The 18,033-nt window shown below is 40.7% G+C and carries 19 protein-coding genes; 4 read left to right on the top strand and 15 right to left on the bottom strand.

Annotated features, from left to right (window positions below):
• Positions 1–94: 94 nt before the first annotated feature.
• From ltrA (ACZ5Q7_RS01810) to ACZ5Q7_RS01845, 8 genes are all read right to left on the bottom strand, one after another.
• Positions 95–1,549: a group II intron reverse transcriptase/maturase gene (gene ltrA, locus ACZ5Q7_RS01810; protein WP_464433033.1), complete on the bottom strand. Its 1,455-nt coding sequence runs from the start codon at positions 1,547–1,549 to the stop codon at positions 95–97.
• A 451-nt stretch (positions 1,550–2,000) separates the two neighbouring features.
• Positions 2,001–2,222: a hypothetical protein gene (locus tag ACZ5Q7_RS01815; RefSeq protein ID WP_343752613.1), complete on the bottom strand. Its 222-nt coding sequence runs from the start codon at positions 2,220–2,222 to the stop codon at positions 2,001–2,003.
• Positions 2,215–2,589, bottom strand: coding sequence for a hypothetical protein (locus tag ACZ5Q7_RS01820; protein WP_343752612.1), 375 nt, complete (start codon positions 2,587–2,589; stop codon positions 2,215–2,217). The genes ACZ5Q7_RS01815 and ACZ5Q7_RS01820 overlap by 8 nt, the downstream gene beginning before the upstream one ends.
• Positions 2,590–3,073: 484 nt before the next feature.
• On the bottom strand, positions 3,074–3,364 hold the full coding sequence (locus ACZ5Q7_RS01825; protein ID WP_343752611.1) for a hypothetical protein: 291 nt from the start codon (positions 3,362–3,364) through the stop codon (positions 3,074–3,076).
• 2 nt (positions 3,365–3,366) lie between these two features.
• Positions 3,367–3,849 carry a transposase gene (locus ACZ5Q7_RS01830; protein ID WP_343752610.1) on the bottom strand — a complete coding sequence of 161 codons (483 nt, stop codon included), beginning with the start codon at positions 3,847–3,849 and terminating at the stop codon, positions 3,367–3,369.
• A 480-nt stretch (positions 3,850–4,329) separates the two neighbouring features.
• A complete protein-coding gene (locus ACZ5Q7_RS01835) occupies positions 4,330–4,866 on the bottom strand; it encodes a hypothetical protein (RefSeq protein ID WP_343752609.1) in 537 nt (178 codons plus the stop codon).
• Positions 4,851–5,108, bottom strand: a complete 258-nt coding sequence (locus ACZ5Q7_RS01840) for a hypothetical protein (RefSeq protein WP_343752608.1) — start codon at positions 5,106–5,108, stop codon at positions 4,851–4,853. The genes ACZ5Q7_RS01835 and ACZ5Q7_RS01840 overlap by 16 nt, the downstream gene beginning before the upstream one ends.
• Before the next feature lie 354 nt (positions 5,109–5,462).
• Positions 5,463–7,514: an S-layer homology domain-containing protein gene (locus ACZ5Q7_RS01845; RefSeq protein WP_343752607.1), complete on the bottom strand. Its 2,052-nt coding sequence runs from the start codon at positions 7,512–7,514 to the stop codon at positions 5,463–5,465.
• Between the two features lie 133 nt (positions 7,515–7,647).
• On the opposite strand from ACZ5Q7_RS01845, the gene ACZ5Q7_RS01850 reads away from it, so the two are divergent.
• Positions 7,648–8,406 (top strand): hypothetical protein, encoded by a 759-nt coding sequence (locus ACZ5Q7_RS01850; RefSeq protein WP_343752606.1) that lies wholly within the window; start codon positions 7,648–7,650, stop codon positions 8,404–8,406.
• A gap of 147 nt (positions 8,407–8,553) precedes the next feature.
• Here the strand turns inward: ACZ5Q7_RS01850 and ltrA (ACZ5Q7_RS01855) are convergent, their stop codons facing one another.
• The gene (gene ltrA, locus ACZ5Q7_RS01855) at positions 8,554–10,008 is read right to left on the bottom strand and encodes a group II intron reverse transcriptase/maturase (RefSeq protein ID WP_464432767.1); all 1,455 of its coding nucleotides are present in this window, start codon (positions 10,006–10,008) and stop codon (positions 8,554–8,556) included.
• 792 nt (positions 10,009–10,800) lie between these two features.
• Here ltrA (ACZ5Q7_RS01855) and ACZ5Q7_RS01860 point away from each other — a divergent pair.
• Positions 10,801–11,934 (top strand): PD-(D/E)XK nuclease family protein, encoded by a 1,134-nt coding sequence (locus ACZ5Q7_RS01860; RefSeq protein ID WP_343750345.1) that lies wholly within the window; start codon positions 10,801–10,803, stop codon positions 11,932–11,934.
• Positions 11,935–12,010: 76 nt separating this feature from the next.
• Here ACZ5Q7_RS01860 and ACZ5Q7_RS01865 read toward each other — a convergent pair whose 3' ends face one another.
• The 3 genes from ACZ5Q7_RS01865 to ACZ5Q7_RS01875 are packed head-to-tail and all read right to left on the bottom strand — an operon-like array spanning position 12,011 to position 12,724.
• On the bottom strand, positions 12,011–12,463 hold the full coding sequence (locus ACZ5Q7_RS01865; protein ID WP_343750344.1) for a VanZ family protein: 453 nt from the start codon (positions 12,461–12,463) through the stop codon (positions 12,011–12,013).
• A 41-nt stretch (positions 12,464–12,504) separates the two neighbouring features.
• A complete protein-coding gene (locus tag ACZ5Q7_RS01870) occupies positions 12,505–12,636 on the bottom strand; it encodes a hypothetical protein (RefSeq protein ID WP_343750347.1) in 132 nt (43 codons plus the stop codon).
• Positions 12,584–12,724: an SDR family NAD(P)-dependent oxidoreductase gene (locus ACZ5Q7_RS01875; RefSeq protein WP_343750342.1), complete on the bottom strand. Its 141-nt coding sequence runs from the start codon at positions 12,722–12,724 to the stop codon at positions 12,584–12,586. The genes ACZ5Q7_RS01870 and ACZ5Q7_RS01875 overlap by 53 nt, the downstream gene beginning before the upstream one ends.
• Positions 12,725–13,072: 348 nt before the next feature.
• On the opposite strand from ACZ5Q7_RS01875, the gene ACZ5Q7_RS01880 reads away from it, so the two are divergent.
• Positions 13,073–13,393: a transposase gene (locus ACZ5Q7_RS01880; RefSeq protein WP_343750341.1), complete on the top strand. Its 321-nt coding sequence runs from the start codon at positions 13,073–13,075 to the stop codon at positions 13,391–13,393.
• Entirely contained in the window at positions 13,390–14,229 is an 840-nt protein-coding gene (locus ACZ5Q7_RS01885) for an IS3 family transposase (protein WP_343750340.1), read from the top strand. Before ACZ5Q7_RS01880 ends, ACZ5Q7_RS01885 begins: the two co-directional genes overlap by 4 nt.
• A 206-nt stretch (positions 14,230–14,435) precedes the next feature.
• On the opposite strand, the gene darG is transcribed toward ACZ5Q7_RS01885, so the two are convergent.
• The 3 genes from darG to ltrA (ACZ5Q7_RS01900) all read right to left on the bottom strand — a co-directional run bounded on the left by darG (position 14,436) and on the right by ltrA (ACZ5Q7_RS01900) (position 17,991).
• Positions 14,436–15,470, bottom strand: a complete 1,035-nt coding sequence (gene darG, locus ACZ5Q7_RS01890; RefSeq protein ID WP_343750338.1) for a type II toxin-antitoxin system antitoxin DNA ADP-ribosyl glycohydrolase DarG — start codon at positions 15,468–15,470, stop codon at positions 14,436–14,438.
• Positions 15,471–15,486: 16 nt separating this feature from the next.
• Positions 15,487–16,107: a type II toxin-antitoxin system toxin DNA ADP-ribosyl transferase DarT gene (gene darT, locus ACZ5Q7_RS01895; RefSeq protein WP_343750337.1), complete on the bottom strand. Its 621-nt coding sequence runs from the start codon at positions 16,105–16,107 to the stop codon at positions 15,487–15,489.
• A gap of 429 nt (positions 16,108–16,536) precedes the next feature.
• Complete coding sequence (gene ltrA, locus ACZ5Q7_RS01900; RefSeq protein WP_464432767.1) at positions 16,537–17,991, bottom strand: group II intron reverse transcriptase/maturase; 1,455 nt, start codon at positions 17,989–17,991, stop codon at positions 16,537–16,539.
• Between the last annotated feature and the right edge of the window lie 42 nt (positions 17,992–18,033).

Below are 18,033 nucleotides of genomic sequence, written 5' to 3' on the forward strand. Positions count from 1 at the left end.
GGAGTGAACCTCTCAGCCTAACGGCTGATTGTGTATCACTCCCCTCTCAGAACCATGCGAGCGGTTTTCCCGCACACGGCTCCACCTATCATCTTCACAGAATGTAACTAATATGATCTCTAAGTTGGTATATATTCACTTTCACAGTTGGTCTTGGAAGTGGAAATTTCTTTAGAAATAAAACGAATTTCTCCCATGTAAAAGACTTCTTCTGGCTTCTTCGATTGAGCCATTTAAAGAGTAACGTTCTTATATTGTCACGAAACAAATCAACCGTTGGCGAATTGTCTGTAATACAATAATAATTATAGTATCCTATAAGTGACTTTCGAATTCTATCCATGATAAATTCGGCACCTTCGGTTCTGTTTTCTTTTAGCCATTTCTTAGTTTGACGCAACTTCGCTCTCATCTTCTTGTTGTCAGTTTTCCGTTTAACTCTGAACTTGCCTTTCTGACTTTGGCTGCAGTAATGCGTGAAACCCAGAAAATTAAACGTCGGGGGTTTCCTATTTCCATTCCGCCTACTGTTCTTTTCCGCAAATCTGTCAAAGGGAATAATGTTCGTCTTGTCCTCTGCAACTTCAAGGTTAAATTTCGCCAATCTCTGTTTGAGGCCTTCAAAGAACTTATACGCGTCCTGCTGATATTGAAAACAGCACACAAAATCGTCCGCATAGCGGACGAGGTACGCTTGTCCTTTACATTCTTTACGTACTTTACGCTCAAACCATAAGTCCAGGACATAATGGAGATAAACATTTGCCAGAATAGGCGAGACAACACCACCCTGTGGTGTGCCAAACTCCTCCTTATATCGCTTGGTTTCCTCCATGTATCCGGCCTTTAAGAATCTGGCTACGAGCCTCAGTATACTGGGATCTTTAATTCGATGTTCCAGAAATGCCAGCATCCAATCATGATCCACATTGTCAAAGAATCCTTTAATATCTACATCTACAATGTAGTTCGTGTACCTCTGTTCAATGTAGACATTAAGAATCTTCAAGGCATCATGACAATTTCTTTTGGGTCTAAAGCCAAAGGAGCAGTCGAGGAAATCATTTTCATAGATTGTGTTAAGAATTTTAGCCAACCCCCGCTGCACGATTTTATCCTCGTGCTCCGGTATCCCCAATGGGCGTTTCTTCCTTGAACCAGCTTTATCAATATAGGTTCGTCTGACCGGTTGGGGGCGATAGCTTTTCTTCTTCATTCTATGAACGAGGTTCTCGACATTATCATTCAATTCTTCACCGTAGTCTTCCTTTGTAACCCCCATAATACCTGCAGCTTTATTGCCGGGTAATTCATAGTGGCATTGCTTTAAAGACTCCTCATCCAACAAATGCGCCAGTGATGTGAATTGCATCCTGGGGTGAGATCTAGCTAATTCCGCTATTCTCGATAGTTTTGTTTCCATTATAATTCCACCTCTGTGTGTAGATAATGTGTCCCTAATAAGAAATGATAGGGGGCTTACCTTTCCTCCACCGGAATTACCCGGCTTCAACGGTACTATGTAGCCCTCCGACTTCCTATCAGACATTTGGTTTCCTCACTTTGTATCGCTTGTACGCCATACTCCCTGCTTCCGCAGGAAGACCCGATAGGACCTCCCGGGTTGCCGTAACATATCCATGTCTAGCGTGCCGTGGTCACCGACCCCGGAAAGGTCTTAATAAGCTCGCCTATTTCACTTATCAAGATGTTGCATTCTGGACTGGCAAAACCATCTGCCCTTTCATTGAGTATTTCGGGGCTCAATCCCTTCAACCGTCGTTTACGGCCCACTAGCTAACAGTTTACGCTTAATGATGGAAGTTACCTTCCATCATCCAAAACTTGCTACGAGCGAGTGGCTAACTCTTACTCGGCGGGCATCCCACCCACTATATGTTACGACCTAAGCCCGGTCGCTCTGCCAGGCACTTCTTCACGAATCCATCAAAAAAAGCCGGCAGAACAAGCAGCATGACATGACATACAGGTTCAGGCAGCTATATAAATTGCTTTATCCATTCATCGAGTACTTGTTCTTCTAACTTCACTTCTGGATTTTCTTTTAAATATGATATATCTAACTCTTGATAATTCCTAGAAAAATTATTAAATACCCACAGTAAGTCATCCTCCGACTTCCAGTGTATGCCTGCTCGCAGTCGATCTAAAATAATATCCTCAACTGAAATAAGGTAGATATAAGAATCATCATTAAACATACCGTACCAGCCTATCCATGCTGCCAGCTAAATAATTATCAGGAATTTCTACGGCTATCTCTATAGCATCATGATAAAAAATTCGCCCTTTTTTACTAAAGCCCAGTTCTTGTATAATATCGTAGCCATCCGATACAAAATCTATATCCCTAGTTGCATATTCTTGTTGAGTGTATATTTCAACAGATAATCCTCCAACTACAATTGGTCTAATATTTTCCTTTTCCAAAAGCTTCGTAATAATAGCAGCTGCCCCAAGCATTTTCTCATGTTTTGGCTCGTTGTTTAGAGAATATAGTTTAGATTTTGCTTCTTCAATATTCATAATTGCTCTTTCGTTCAAAGCGGGACAATACTTCTGCTTCATCAGGGTCTCTTGGACGCATACGACCACGATTTAGATTTTTGCTCCGTATATTTGACCGAACGCGCCTAATGCTTTCATTATATTGGGCAGTATTTTTGAAAATCCTCTTATTCAAATCATTCTTTATGAGCGTTGGCATTTTTTTATTCCCCTCACTCCGTTTAATCATAGCATATACCTCTTTTTCAAAAGTATATGCATATCTAACTTTCATTATACCATAAAAAAATGCGATTAGTGCCGGATATCCAGTGAAAAAAGCTACTTAGCCACTTCTTTACTCAACCCCATAATATCTCACATACCACTCCGTTGAAGCGCGGGGACGGTTCCCATGCTTCCAAGAGAGCTTTGCAAAGTCAGCTGAGAAATTTAAGCTCAACCCCAAGCTCACATAAACAGGCAAATTGTGTTTTGGTAAAAGAGAAACATGAGAACCGTCCCCATGCTTTCACTTTCCACCCCATGCTTTCCCTTTTCTGCTTCACGCTTTAAAAATCAAATTAGCTGATACCCCTGAAATTCTTGCAGCCTGCCGTTGGGATAAGCCTTTGATATGCTTTACTCTTCTTAAGATCGCGTTTCTTTGAGATCTAGGTAAACTCTTCACATGAGCAATTTCAAGTTCTCCCAAGAGCTGCTTAATTTCCACCCTGGCTTCGTCATCCGCCTTTCTAATTGTGTAAAAACGGTCTTCCAAACATTGCTCATGATTGAGCTCTTCATTAAATGCTTTAAATCGTCCTTGTGCCGTTGCCTCATCGACAGAAAACATGCCTAACACCAGATCCCTGTCCAGCAGGCCCCTGGAAAACAGGGCTGACCATAATAGCCGAGGCAACTGCTCCACTTCCATTTATCAACCTTGGTTCTGATCGCTGCTTTAACCGGGTTCTGATGGATGTACCGAGTCACCGTCAATAAATACGTGCTCGTTTCTACATTTTCACTTCTAAATCGACCTTGAAACAGGTGACCGGTTGTTCTGTACGTCCAATTATAATACCGGACATAGCTGACCCCTATCCGTTTCATGGTCGTTGCAAGCGGTTCGTTCCCTTCTTTCAACAACAAATGGACATGATTATTCATCAAACACCATGCGTAGACTTTTATGGCCGTTCGGGCTTTATATTTTTTGATGATTTCAAGATATTTCTCACAGTCCTCATCCTCATGGAAGATTTCCTGTCTGTTCACGCCACGAAGCATAACATGGTAGATGCCACTCTTGCTTTTCACGCGGGCTTTGCGGGCCATTTTTTCTACCTCCCTCGAGCTTGATCATGGTTCTTCATGTTTCATCCTAGTGATCTGCTGTCGCTCTTTTCTGCCCTAAGCTCGAGTTGGAGCGGCGCATTGTAACGACTTCCCAAATCGCTTTATTGAAAATGTCCTCATGACCGCTTAAGTCAGATATTGTTCTCGCTAAGCGGATCGTGAAGAAACGTTCAATTGCAATTGACCAGAAAAAGATTCGACAACATCCAACCGTAAATTTTTCTCATCCATGAAAAAAGCTACTGGTCTCACCATACCAGCAGCCACTTTTACAAAAGTTATGTTCGACATATTTTTACAAAATTCGGGCGGCGACAAGCATCCAAATTAAGAGGCACCAAAACCCAGTCACGCATAAAGAAAAAGTCCCGCAGAGATTTTCTTTCCACAGGACTTCCTTCTTGTCAAAAACAGTCGTTCTACAAATTACAGGATTTGACAGGCATTGAATCCAAATAACTAGATTTTTAAAAATCTAATATTTAATCCATTTTCATTTCGTTGTAACTGTTTAAAACCATTTTTTTTATAAAATTCTTCTAACTTAGGTTCATCTTTGTACTCTACACACACCAATTTAATAGCCGTCATATCTTTTATTAAAGAGCATTTATAAATTGCTGCCTTTAAAATTTCCGATCCTTCTACCTTATATTTATACTTGTCACTTCTACCAATTTTTGCAATCAGAATACAATTAAAGTCCGTGGCAACTTTACTTCCTGCTAGTTCTTTTCTATTGTTATTACTAGCATCTGTAAACGAAAAATTTTCTATTAATAAAGTAAAATACCCTACAATATCTCCTGTATGATCATCAATAATAAGAGTTGTTCTAGCATTATCCTCGTTCTCCTGTTTAATTGCTTTACAATGCAAAAAACTTTCTATGCTTTTATTCATTTCACATGAAAAAGAATGAAGCATTGTATTCAACTCTTCTCCATCGCTCTCTATTAAATCAATTAATGGAACAGGATTTAAAGATATTTCCATTTATTTAATACTTCTGAAGCCCTTTTTTCTCGTTCTCTCGAGGATAGCTGGAATTTTTTTGCGTAAGATGGTATTTTAACTTTTGTTTTTGGTGCGTTTGCAATACATTTTGCTTCACGTTCATTAATTGTGTATTTTTCTTCTAATGATACCGTAGCCATATCTTCATCCTCCTTATTATTGTTTTTAATGCATTTTTCTTTTTTGTAATTCTCATTTTTGTTGTTATTTTCGCCACACACTGCATATCACTTCCCTTTAAAGGATATGTATGCAGTTTTTCCTTTATCTAAAACAATCATAACATAAAAGTACACTTTTGGGTCATCAAATGTACATATTTCAAGAAGTGACGGGCACTTTCAAAGCGGGGGACGGGTGCCTGGCACCGACACAATTCTGAATTGTTTATGTGCCAGGCACCTAAGCTAGGTGCCTGGCTCCGAATATACGAATAATTCGAAATTTTCTCGGTGCCTGGCACTTGTGTTTGTGTAAAAATAATCCCCACCTATAAAAGGATGGGGATTATTTTACACTTACAAAGAAGGCACGCTATCAGAAGAGACCTTCTTTTTTGATACCTGATACCGATATTAATTGATAAAATCGATGAATTTCAAGTAGTTATTTAAGACCACTGCTGTTTGAGCACGTGTTGTTGTGCCGTTTGGGTCAAAGATAGTTCCATTATCTCTACCATTGAAAATACCGGCTTCAATCATTAATTCAACGTCATTTTTACTCCAGTCGCCAATTTTTTCACGGTCAGAAAATTTATCAATCGTTTTGGATTTATCTAGTTTTTCTTCATCGAACCCAGTAAATTCAATTGCTCGTGCAAGCATTACGGAAGCTTGAGATCGTGTTACTTTCGCGTATGGATCAAATGTCCCATCTTCTTTTCCACTAACAATACCAGCCTCAAGTGCCGCTTCTAATGATTCGATGTACCATGCGTCATCTTCAACATCCGAAAATCTACCATCGTACTTACCACTAGCCGTTAATCCCAGACTCTTCACAAGCAGAAGTGTCATTTGGATACGATTTGTTGCTTCATCCGGTGCGTATGATCCATCTTCTTTTCCATGAATAATTAATTTATTTCCTAATTTGTTAATAGAGTCAGCTGCCCAATAGTCAGCACTAACATCACTGAATGATACATTGTTTTTTACAACAGTGTACTTACTATTTGTTTTACTCAGGAACGTCGCTGTTCCGTCTTCGAATACTGTTGGTACAGGTGTTAGCGAACCATCTGCATTAATACGAACGGCTGTTAATTTATTGGTGTCTGTTGACTCAGTTGCAGACATTTGAGCAAGTGGAATCGAACGTGAAACATAGCCAGAGAAGTTGTTCACTTCTGCTTGCTTGTCCCCTGCTACTGCTACAACTTTAAAATCCACCACTTGTGCAGCAGATTCCAATCCATTTTCTACAACAGCATTGTCAGTATCCTCAGATTGCGTAATCTCAATGTTAATGTTTACATTATCAGAATTGCTTGATCCTAATGATGCGGCAATTTCATCCATGTTTACCTCATTTACACCTAAACGATAAGTGCCTATTTTAGTACTAACGTTTACTGTAGCATTCGGATTCTTACTTTCCAATTCCATAAATGCTTGTGCTGGAAGACTAACCATTGTTGACTCACTGTCGATATCATCAGGCACAGTAACAGTAATCTCCTTCACTTCTTCTTGGCTGTTTACAATGTCTGTTATTTGATCAACATCGATGTTAACCTTCGTTTGCTTACTACCATCTGGAGTTGTTTCTGTAACAACATCATCGGCATCTACAATGATATTTGTAGCGTCTTCAGGGGTCGTTGGTGTGTCAGATTCATCTTTGTCAGTTGGCGTGCTACTACCACCACCATTTGAGTGATCACCGGAAGAATCATTAGAATCATCGCTATCATCTAATTTTGCATCAATAGCACCATTAAGTAAAGCATCCCTTGCCTGTGTAGCTACATTACCTAGTTTATCCTCAAATTGTTCCTTAACAGTAAATATGCCACTAATTCCAATTCCTAAATTTTGATATAGTACTCCATTTAATTCCTCAAACTCGGCATCTTCTTCAGTAAGTTCATTGATTGTTTCTTTAATCTTCTCTTCAAAACTGGTGCTTCCAAGAAATATTTTCATGATATCTTTGTTAACCTTAGATTCTAGTTTTTCTTCAAATGCTGAGAAAAATGCTAGCATCTCATCTACTGTTAGGTCACCCTGAAAGATATCGTAAAATGTTTCACCATGCTCGGTACGAACACGATCGATTTCATCCTCTAATTCATTACCAGGTGTGTATACTAGTTCTGCGGAGTCTCTAATAAGATCGATAAAATCATCATTATCTAGAACATCCTCGTTGATTCCAACTCCACTTAGAATATTTTTCACGTCTTTATCTGACAGCTTTCCTGTGGCCTCTCTAGCTGCTTCTACATCGTCCTTTTCCGTTTCGGTCATGTGATTGTATATGTCCTTGACGCGTTTAACCAGTGTATCTGTTGTTTCGTCTGCTTTTACTGTTAAAGGATTCACTGGTAGGATGGTAGACATAAGTATCAATAATACCGACATAAAGCTAACCATTATTTTTTTATTAACATTCTTTTTCATTAAATCGATCTCCTCCCCATAAGTTAATTTTACTGAAATATATTATTAATTATATTAAACCGTTTGTCTTATGGCAACCTAATTGGAAAAATTATGATAAAATTACTCTAACACTTTTTACTGGAGGACTTAGATGAAAAGGGCAATAAAATATGGGTTGTTAGGTGTTTTACTAGTTTTGATACTTGTTAGCGGATGGGTATATTATTTGTTTAACATTAAAACATATGACACGCAAGATGACAGGGTTAGTGAGATTACAGATTCAACCTATGCACTTGACATTCCTACGTTTACAAAGCAACAACCGGATACAACAAAGAGCCAAGATGCCACTGCCAATAATAATGAGGTCTCTTCACAGGTTAATAATGATAAAAATAATGAAGATCCTGAAATAAACGCTTCTAATGACCAAGAGAAAGCAAATGATCAAACTAATACGCCATCTACACCACAATCGAGTAAGGAGGATTCAGCCAATACGTCCGATTCAAACACAACGAAATCAACTTCAAATCATGGATCAGACAAACCTACACAAAAAGAAATAAAGCAGGGTTATCGTCCCGCCTTTAAAGGCCTTCAGGACCAGGCAACGGAGAAGCTGAATCGTTTATTATCGTTAGCATATAACGAGTATAAAGATAAGAAAAGTAATAATAGTGACATATCCTATTCCTATTTTTATCAAAAATACAAAACGGCCGGAGAAAAGTTAGAAGCTAATACAACGGAGGCTTTCCAACAATTGTACAGCGCGCTACAAGCAGATCTTAAGGCCCATGGTTATAGTGCAAGTGCCGCTTCTGAATTCAAAGAAGATTACGAGGAAGCAAAGGAAGCCCGCAAGAATGCAATTATTCAGAAAGCCAAAAGTATATTAAAATAGATATGAGCGACTACTGGCGAAATCCTCGAAATTCATTAACAAAGGGTCAAGTAGGAGTGAACCTCTCAGCCTAACGGCTGATTGTGTATCACTCCCCTCTCAGAACCATGCGAGCGGTTTTCCCGCACACGGCTCCACCTATCATCTTCACAGAATGTAACTAATATGATCTCTAAGTTGGTATATATTCACTTTCACAGTTGGTCTTGGAAGTGGAAATTTCTTTAGAAATAAAACGAATTTCTCCCATGTAAAAGACTTCTTCTGGCTTCTTCGATTGAGCCATTTAAAGAGTAACGTTCTTATATTGTCACGAAACAAATCAACCGTTGGCGAATTGTCTGTAATACAATAATAATTATAGTATCCTATAAGTGACTTTCGAATTCTATCCATGATAAATTCGGCACCTTCGGTTCTGTTTTCTTTTAGCCATTTCTTAGTTTGACGCAACTTCGCTCTCATCTTCTTGTTGTCAGTTTTCCGTTTAACTCTGAACTTGCCTTTCTGACTTTGGCTGCAGTAATGCGTGAAACCCAGAAAATTAAACGTCGGGGGTTTCCTATTTCCATTCCGCCTACTGTTCTTTTCCGCAAATCTGCCAAAGGGAATAATGTTCGTCTTGTCCTCTGCAACTTCAAGGTTAAATTTCGCCAATCTCTGTTTGAGGCCTTCAAAGAACTTATACGCGTCCTGCTGATATTGAAAACAGCACACAAAATCGTCCGCATAGCGGACGAGGTACGCTTGTCCTTTACATTCTTTACGTACTTTACGCTCAAACCATAAGTCCAGGACATAATGGAGATAAACATTTGCCAGAATAGGCGAGACAACACCACCCTGTGGTGTGCCAAACTCCTCCTTATATCGCTTGGTTTCCTCCATGTATCCGGCCTTTAAGAATCTGGCTACGAGCCTCAGTATACTGGGATCTTTAATTCGATGTTCCAGAAATGCCAGCATCCAATCATGATCCACATTGTCAAAGAATCCTTTAATATCTACATCTACAATGTAGTTCGTGTACCTCTGTTCAATGTAGACATTAAGAATCTTCAAGGCATCATGACAATTTCTTTTGGGTCTAAAGCCAAAGGAGCAGTCGAGGAAATCATTTTCATAGATTGTGTTAAGAATTTTAGCCAACCCCCGCTGCACGATTTTATCCTCGTGCTCCGGTATCCCCAATGGGCGTTTCTTCCTTGAACCAGCTTTATCAATATAGGTTCGTCTGACCGGTTGGGGGCGATAGCTTTTCTTCTTCATTCTATGAACGAGGTTCTCGACATTATCATTCAATTCTTCACCGTAGTCTTCCTTTGTAACCCCCATAATACCTGCAGCTTTATTGCCGGGTAATTCATAGTGGCATTGCTTTAAAGACTCCTCATCCAACAAATGCGCCAGTGATGTGAATTGCATCCTGGGGTGAGATCTAGCTAATTCCGCTATTCTCGATAGTTTTGTTTCCATTATAATTCCACCTCTGTGTGTAGATAATGTGTCCCTAATAAGAAATGATAGGGGGCTTACCTTTCCTCCACCGGAATTACCCGGCTTCAACGGTACTATGTAGCCCTCCGACTTCCTATCAGACATTTGGTTTCCTCACTTTGTATCGCTTGTACGCCATACTCCCTGCTTCCGCAGGAAGACCCGATAGGACCTCCCGGGTTGCCGTAACATATCCATGTCTAGCGTGCCGTGGTCACCGACCCCGGAAAGGTCTTAATAAGCTCGCCTATTTCACTTATCAAGATGTTGCATTCTGGACTGGCAAAACCATCTGCCCTTTCATTGAGTATTTCGGGGCTCAATCCCTTCAACCGTCGTTTACGGCCCACTAGCTAACAGTTTACGCTTAATGATGGAAGTTACCTTCCATCATCCAAAACTTGCTACGAGCGAGTGGCTAACTCTTACTCGGCGGGCATCCCACCCACTATATGTTACGACCTAAGCCCGGTCGCTCTGCCAGGCACTTTAACAATTCGCAATTTTCTCGGTGCCTGGCACTTGTGTTTACTCAAATCAAGTCACTCCAAAGCCATACTGGAGCTCCTCGCTTCTGAAAATCACTCAACTAACGACAACAGTTAGTTGAGTATAAATGATATAAGCAATTTGATTAGAAATACTAGCACCCAACGACACATTGAAGAACAGCTGCTTTCATATTTTTCAACATTACTCCCAGTTAGTTGAGTACATCATTACTGTCACATGGGACTAACAGATGAACACCAACGAGTTGTAAATTTGGCAGGATTTTGCCATGTCATGTCGAAATCGTTAAGTGGTAAGCAGTTCTTGCAATTCTTGAAGATAATCAAAGGAATAAGACAGAAATATCTATCATGATAAGCTGAGGGGGGATCTATAATAAAACAAATGGAAAACTTAGAGCAGCAGGTGGAAGACATAGAGCCTGCACTGCCAGAAATGACCTTCTTAAGCAGTCTGGGGCAAACCTATAATGAAAATCTAATCAGTGACTATCTAGCGTGTCTGCTGGATCCTTATCGGAATGGAAACGGCTGGGAGCCTTTGGAAAGGGTATTTCGAGCTGTCACTTGTGCTGAGATGCCGGACACCCAACATGTGACGATCACGCGGGAATATGGATTACAGGAAGACCGGCGACTGGATATTCTCTTAAGGATGGATGATTGTATCCTGGCGATTGAAAATAAAGTCCAGAGTCATGAATCGTTTAAACAAACTGAGCTCTACTGTCAGGATTTACACCAGCTATTTCGTTACGCGCAGGTTTCGTATTATTTTGCGTTTCTGACTCCTTCTGGTGACAAGGCCGGATGCTCTGCGTTTCAGCCATTGAGCTACCAAAAGCTGATAGATAAGTTGAAACAGGTGGACGTCACGCAAGCGGATATGCGGTCACGGATGCTGTATTTTGATTTTATTGACCATGTGGAGGGCTATATTGTGTCGGAAAAGAAAAAGCAGCAGGAAATGAGTGACATCTACCTGCAGCATTTTGAAACCATTGATGAACTTGAGGCTAAATATACGAAACACTTGGGAAATATTCTGAACCGGCTGGAAGCAAGTCTGCAGACATACTGGCCTAATGATAAGTGGCGTTATAACTTCTCCAGCGGCCGCCATTATCAGCAAATCAGATATAACAAATGGCCAGGCAATCCAGACATTCATATTGAATTCCATTTGCATAGGGAATGGTTAAAAGAGAACAAGATTCCAGTATTCATCGATATTGAAGGCCAAGGTGCACCTGCCATGCGTGAGCGTTGCCGGAGTATGCTTGAGAAACGTGAAGACAAACTGCTAACAGATTGCATGAAATGGCGGGACTTGGACCGCAATCTTGCTTTGCTTAAAAAAGAGTATCGACTGGAGAAAAATATTATGATTAAAGAACAAGAGGTAGCTGAAGAATTTGCAGGAATAGTATGGTCAGATTTTAAAGATGTTGTTTCAGCGGTTTTCGAGACAGCGATGAAGGAAGCACCTGCAGAATCCAGCCCTCTGCGAAATAATTAGTTGTAATATTGGGATTAGTCCCCCGCCTGTTTTGAATTTCCGTCCTAATGGGGACAGTCCCCGAATTTCACAGGATTCACGAAGCACGGGACCGTCGTGAAGTCTTCCTGATTCGGACGGCTAGCAGGTATATTACCAACCCAACACTTGCCCCAGCAGTATCAATCAGTACATCACTAACTTGAGGCCCTCTGCCAGCAACAAATAGCTGATGGATTTCATCGGATGTGGCATATAACACACAAATCGCAAGTGCCAAGGTGATGCTTGACCGTCCGTTTCGCCTCAAGGCATTAAATACAAGCACGGCAAGGATGAAATAAATAAAAAAATGCGCATTCTTTCTAACAATATGATTGAAGCTTGCCAAGTCAATATTTACATTGGAAGTGGTACCTTCCACTGTTTCAGCAATATGCGCCGCTACGCCTGTACTTATTTCGTCTGATACAACTTCTGGCTGATTTGATAAATAAAATATTAATGCCATCCAGAGAATCACAAGTGTCCACGAAATATTTTTATACATAAACAAATTTCCTTTTATTTAACGTTATAACACCCTACATATCAGTCCGCGAACTTCTGCAGACCCTCTTCAATCGGTGTCTCCGGCTTAAATCCGACAGCTTCCCGCAGTAAATCGGAGCTATGGGGACAGTCCCCGAATTTTTGCAGCTGCTTTTTGACCTGCTTCTTCATTTATATCTCCAATCATCACTGTCGCGCCTGCTTGGGCTAATGTTTCAGCAATACCCTTTCCAATTCCATTAGCTCCCCCGGTTACCATTGCAATTCTGGCTCGTTAAATCAAACATAATATCCCCTTTCTGACACGATAGGTCTCAAAAATTTTTAAATACTCCTACAATATTTATTCCCTATGGAATCAAAGAGAAAACATTTGAATATTACGTGTGAACTTGAACGAGTCTTCCACATAGACGATTTTCGGCAACTGCCGAAAATCAACCTTTGGAATCTTGTCCCTATATTTTAAAACGAGGTGCTGGTGCCTGACACCATGACTTCGACACCATTCGACAAAACCCGGGAAGTGACAGTAGTCCGTACCCCTTATACTGGACACAGAAATAATTCGACATTTACGCTGCAAGTATGAGGGGGAGATTTTAGCATGTCTGAATCACAAAAGAAACATCGCTACAGTAAGGAAACAAAATTAGAAGCGATTCGACGTGTCCTGGAAAACAACGAAGCTGTCCAGTCTGTCGTGGATGACCTTGGTATTCGTCATCGGGATAATATCTATGAATGGATCAAGAAATATCAAAAAAATGGTGAAGCTGCCTTTGACCGGTCTTTAGGACGTCCGAAGAAGGGTGAGACTTCTTCCACCACAGAGGAAAAGGTCGATCGCCTCCAAATAGAAGTTGATGCGTTAAAAAAGTATTTAGAAATATCACGCCAAAAGGAGGCGAAACAAAATTTCAAGTGATCGATCAGCTTCGAAGTGAAGCCTATCCTATCAATGCTTTATGCGAGGCATTGGGCGTTTCCCGAAGTGGTTATTATGCTTATCTCAAACGCTCCAACAAGGATGCCAATGCAGAAGAGCTTATTTCTTATATTTATCACCAATATAAAGGTGTTCTGGGCGTACGGGGGATCGAATCAAGGCTTCGCCAGGATTATTGCTGGGATATAAATCATAAAAAGGTACACCGGATCATGAAAAAGCTTGGCTTAACGGCGGTTATTCGCAGGAAAAACCACAAGAAGAAATATCATCAATCACCTACAGGAAGGGTTTACCATAATCTGCTGAACCGGGATTTTGAAGCCCGTAAACCCTTTGAGAAACTGGTGACAGATATCACGGAGTTTAAGGCAGGCAATCAAACGATTTATCTATCGGTCATCATGGACCTGTTTAATAACGAGATTATCGCCCATCAAGCAAGTCAGGAACACGATATTAAACTGGTCGAAAATACGATGAAGAAGGCATTTAAAAAGAAAGGAACGCATACTGATACCATCTTACACAGCGATCAAGGTATGCAGTATCGTTCCAACAGATACCATCAACTAACTAAAACATATAACCTAACACCAAGCATGTCAAGAAAAGGCACATGCCTGGATAACGCATGTGCAGAGGGTTTCTTTTCACATTTTAAATCCGAAGCCTTTATTCTATTTCCGTTCCAGTCCGTTCAGAGCGCTTATAGATCCATTTCCAAGTACATTGCTTATTATAATAAGCAACGCTATCAAAAAAGACTGCACAGGCTGTCTCCCAGTCAATATCTTCAATGGATGGCAGCCTAAAAGCACAAAGCAGATTATCGCATGAAGATTGCCGTTTAAGGTCAATCTGTCGAACACTTTCTTGTCCGAAAAATTGGGTATTGACCACAGGCACTATCCAAAAAAGCGCGGGGACGGTTCCCCTGCTTCCAAGAGGGCTTTGTTGGTAAAAGGGAAGCATGAGAACCGTCCCCATGCTTTCCGCCCATGCTTTGAGTTTCACATAGCTAGGAAGCCATGTTCATTTCATTAACCAAATAGTCTCTCACTTGTTCTATATCCTTGGATGAGAAAATCCTTTTCTTTCGAGGATTCCACGCTTGAACAGACTCAACAACAAAGTCACTGTCTTTTACTTTATCTGGATTCTCTTTAAGAATCCAATCAACCGTCGACAATAGCTCTAAATCGTAAGGTGTTTCAAAACCAAACATTAAATCAGACACTTGATGCAAATAGTCCTTTGCTTCGGCATGCTCATCAAGAAATTGTTTGGCTTCTTCTACCGCTTCATCAAACAGGTATATTTCCGCACCGCTCGTACGATCGCCATAGCCTCGAATAAAGTGACTTTCCATCCTTTGAAGAACATGGTTAAGTCCTTCCGAATATGGGCCATACAAATGTTTTTCGAACGTCATTTTAGGCAGAGCTCCTACTTCATGTAAGAGGTAAGCAATCTTTTGCACCTCCAGAAGAGACATGCGATATCCCAGACCAGCATACTGCTCCATCGCACCAAGCAGCAAAGCCCTTCCCATCGTCATCTCAGGACGACGCGTTCGTACAATCATTTGATCTAACGGTGGTGCTCCTGCGGGTTCGTATAAATGAACATCAATCGAAAACGGTTCAAATGCTTCAATAATAAGGGGACGGACAACTGACCAATCCAGTCCTCCATTCCCGCATCCAAGCGGCGGCATGGCAATCGAATTGACATTTAATCGTTGAATAACTTGAACCAGATCTTTGAGCCCTGTTTTAATATCTGAAAGCTTTGATGGGCTGCTCCAATGTTTTTTAGTAGGGAAATGAATAATATATTTAGGATTGATTAGCCCTTCAACGGGGACAACATGCATTTTTCCTATTTGTACTTGGCCAGCTTTACAATCCTTTGCATACTGCTTAAAAACATCTGGGAAAGCTTGCTTAAACTGCAAGGCAATACCTTTACCCATGACGCCGACTGTATTGACAGTATTCACAAAAACGTCTGCAGTATCTTCTAATAAATTCCCCTTCATGGCATAAATCATGAAAATCACCTCCTGACTAAAAATAAAATCCAGGGCGAACGCCAACTGGTAAGTCTACATCCACATCTGTTAGCATTTGTTCAACTTTTTCTTTCGTTTCTTTATCATATACAGCAAAACCCAGACAAGCTGATAGTGGAACATGACAATACACAAGAAATTCTGCTTGCCTTCTAGCTTTTCGACTCATATCCTCATTGGTATCGTTCCAGTAAGCCGACTTCATGACATCCCAGTCTATCTTATCTAAATTAGATAAATCTGTATAAACATTAGATAACCGCCTAATCGCATGAGCATCTGTAAAGACAAAAGGCAACTCATTATCAACGATGGTTTGAATATTAGTCATGAAGTAAATCATATCGTTTTGATTTACATTTGGTTTATACAACAAGGAATACAGCATCGGTGATCGTGATTCAAAATAAAATGGGATATAGTCATGCAGGCTACCACCCATACCACCTGAAATTTTTGTTTTTTTCCGACGGGATTGAACATCCAGATTCGCAACATCCTCATAGGGTAATTCATGCTGCTGAATGATTAAATGCGACTGTAATCTCCCTTGTTCTAGGATAGAGGGTAAGTTAGCAACATGTGTTATATGATATAGTAAGGGATTATTCTCCATGGTTGCACCCCCATCTTGAACCTACCTATATTAATTTTACCATAATGTTTCATAAACATGCACCGGAATGACTTACCTTGCATTTAAACTCTCAAAACAATGGCAGTCATGGGCATCATCATCTTATATAAAATAAAAGCGCGGGGACGGTTCCCGCGCTTCCGAGAGGGCTTTGCAAAGTCAACTGATAAATTTGAGCTCAAACCCCAAGCTCACATAAACGGGCGAATTGTATCTTGGTAAAAGGGAAACATGAGAACCGTCCCCTTGCTTTCCTGAATCTCGGGTACAAGTGCCTGGCACCGACACAATTCTGAATTGTTTATGGTCAAGTAGGAGTGAACCTCTCAGCCTAACGGCTGATTGTGTATCACTCCCCTCTCAGAACCATGCGAGCGGTTTTCCCGCACACGGCTCCACCTATCATCTTCACAGAATGTAACTAATATGATCTCTAAGTTGGTATATATTCACTTTCACAGTTGGTCTTGGAAGTGGAAATTTCTTTAGAAATAAAACGAATTTCTCCCATGTAAAAGACTTCTTCTGGCTTCTTCGATTGAGCCATTTAAAGAGTAACGTTCTTATATTGTCACGAAACAAATCAACCGTTGGCGAATTGTCTGTAATACAATAATAATTATAGTATCCTATAAGTGACTTTCGAATTCTATCCATGATAAATTCGGCACCTTCGGTTCTGTTTTCTTTTAGCCATTTCTTAGTTTGACGCAACTTCGCTCTCATCTTCTTGTTGTCAGTTTTCCGTTTAACTCTGAACTTGCCTTTCTGACTTTGGCTGCAGTAATGCGTGAAACCCAGAAAATTAAACGTCGGGGGTTTCCTATTTCCATTCCGCCTACTGTTCTTTTCCGCAAATCTGCCAAAGGGAATAATGTTCGTCTTGTCCTCTGCAACTTCAAGGTTAAATTTCGCCAATCTCTGTTTGAGGCCTTCAAAGAACTTATACGCGTCCTGCTGATATTGAAAACAGCACACAAAATCGTCCGCATAGCGGACGAGGTACGCTTGTCCTTTACATTCTTTACGTACTTTACGCTCAAACCATAAGTCCAGGACATAATGGAGATAAACATTTGCCAGAATAGGCGAGACAACACCACCCTGTGGTGTGCCAAACTCCTCCTTATATCGCTTGGTTTCCTCCATGTATCCGGCCTTTAAGAATCTGGCTACGAGCCTCAGTATACTGGGATCTTTAATTCGATGTTCCAGAAATGCCAGCATCCAATCATGATCCACATTGTCAAAGAATCCTTTAATATCTACATCTACAATGTAGTTCGTGTACCTCTGTTCAATGTAGACATTAAGAATCTTCAAGGCATCATGACAATTTCTTTTGGGTCTAAAGCCAAAGGAGCAGTCGAGGAAATCATTTTCATAGATTGTGTTAAGAATTTTAGCCAACCCCCGCTGCACGATTTTATCCTCGTGCTCCGGTATCCCCAATGGGCGTTTCTTCCTTGAACCAGCTTTATCAATATAGGTTCGTCTGACCGGTTGGGGGCGATAGCTTTTCTTCTTCATTCTATGAACGAGGTTCTCGACATTATCATTCAATTCTTCACCGTAGTCTTCCTTTGTAACCCCCATAATACCTGCAGCTTTATTGCCGGGTAATTCATAGTGGCATTGCTTTAAAGACTCCTCATCCAACAAATGCGCCAGTGATGTGAATTGCATCCTGGGGTGAGATCTAGCTAATTCCGCTATTCTCGATAGTTTTGTTTCCATTATAATTCCACCTCTGTGTGTAGATAATGTGTCCCTAATAAGAAATGATAGGGGGCTTACCTTTCCTCCACCGGAATTACCCGGCTTCAACGGTACTATGTAGCCCTCCGACTTCCTATCAGACATTTGGTTTCCTCACTTTGTATCGCTTGTACGCCATACTCCCTG

It is taken from the genome of Lentibacillus halophilus (assembly GCF_055395055.1).

Excerpts from the sequence above, each read along its gene's own strand:
- ACZ5Q7_RS01860 (WP_343750345.1), top strand. The coding sequence starts at position 10,801 with ATGGAAAACTTAGAGCAGCAGGTGGAAGACATAGAGCCTGCACTGCCA.
- ltrA (WP_464433033.1), bottom strand. The coding sequence starts at position 1,549 with ATGTCTGATAGGAAGTCGGAGGGCTACATAGTACCGTTGAAGCCGGGT.
- ACZ5Q7_RS01825 (WP_343752611.1), bottom strand. The coding sequence starts at position 3,364 with ATGTTTTCTGTCGATGAGGCAACGGCACAAGGACGATTTAAAGCATTT.
- ltrA (WP_464432767.1), bottom strand. The coding sequence starts at position 17,991 with ATGTCTGATAGGAAGTCGGAGGGCTACATAGTACCGTTGAAGCCGGGT.
- darG (WP_343750338.1), bottom strand. The coding sequence starts at position 15,470 with ATGATTTATGCCATGAAGGGGAATTTATTAGAAGATACTGCAGACGTT.
- ACZ5Q7_RS01820 (WP_343752612.1), bottom strand. The coding sequence starts at position 2,589 with ATGAAGCAGAAGTATTGTCCCGCTTTGAACGAAAGAGCAATTATGAAT.
- ACZ5Q7_RS01865 (WP_343750344.1), bottom strand. The coding sequence starts at position 12,463 with ATGTATAAAAATATTTCGTGGACACTTGTGATTCTCTGGATGGCATTA.
- ACZ5Q7_RS01880 (WP_343750341.1), top strand. The coding sequence starts at position 13,073 with ATGTCTGAATCACAAAAGAAACATCGCTACAGTAAGGAAACAAAATTA.
- ltrA (WP_464432767.1), bottom strand. The coding sequence starts at position 10,008 with ATGTCTGATAGGAAGTCGGAGGGCTACATAGTACCGTTGAAGCCGGGT.
- ACZ5Q7_RS01815 (WP_343752613.1), bottom strand. The coding sequence starts at position 2,222 with ATGTTTAATGATGATTCTTATATCTACCTTATTTCAGTTGAGGATATT.
- ACZ5Q7_RS01850 (WP_343752606.1), top strand. The coding sequence starts at position 7,648 with ATGAAAAGGGCAATAAAATATGGGTTGTTAGGTGTTTTACTAGTTTTG.
- ACZ5Q7_RS01835 (WP_343752609.1), bottom strand. The coding sequence starts at position 4,866 with ATGGAAATATCTTTAAATCCTGTTCCATTAATTGATTTAATAGAGAGC.
- ACZ5Q7_RS01875 (WP_343750342.1), bottom strand. The coding sequence starts at position 12,724 with ATGGTAACCGGGGGAGCTAATGGAATTGGAAAGGGTATTGCTGAAACA.
- ACZ5Q7_RS01830 (WP_343752610.1), bottom strand. The coding sequence starts at position 3,849 with ATGGCCCGCAAAGCCCGCGTGAAAAGCAAGAGTGGCATCTACCATGTT.
- darT (WP_343750337.1), bottom strand. The coding sequence starts at position 16,107 with ATGGAGAATAATCCCTTACTATATCATATAACACATGTTGCTAACTTA.
- ACZ5Q7_RS01870 (WP_343750347.1), bottom strand. The coding sequence starts at position 12,636 with ATGAAGAAGCAGGTCAAAAAGCAGCTGCAAAAATTCGGGGACTGTCCC.
- ACZ5Q7_RS01845 (WP_343752607.1), bottom strand. The coding sequence starts at position 7,514 with ATGAAAAAGAATGTTAATAAAAAAATAATGGTTAGCTTTATGTCGGTA.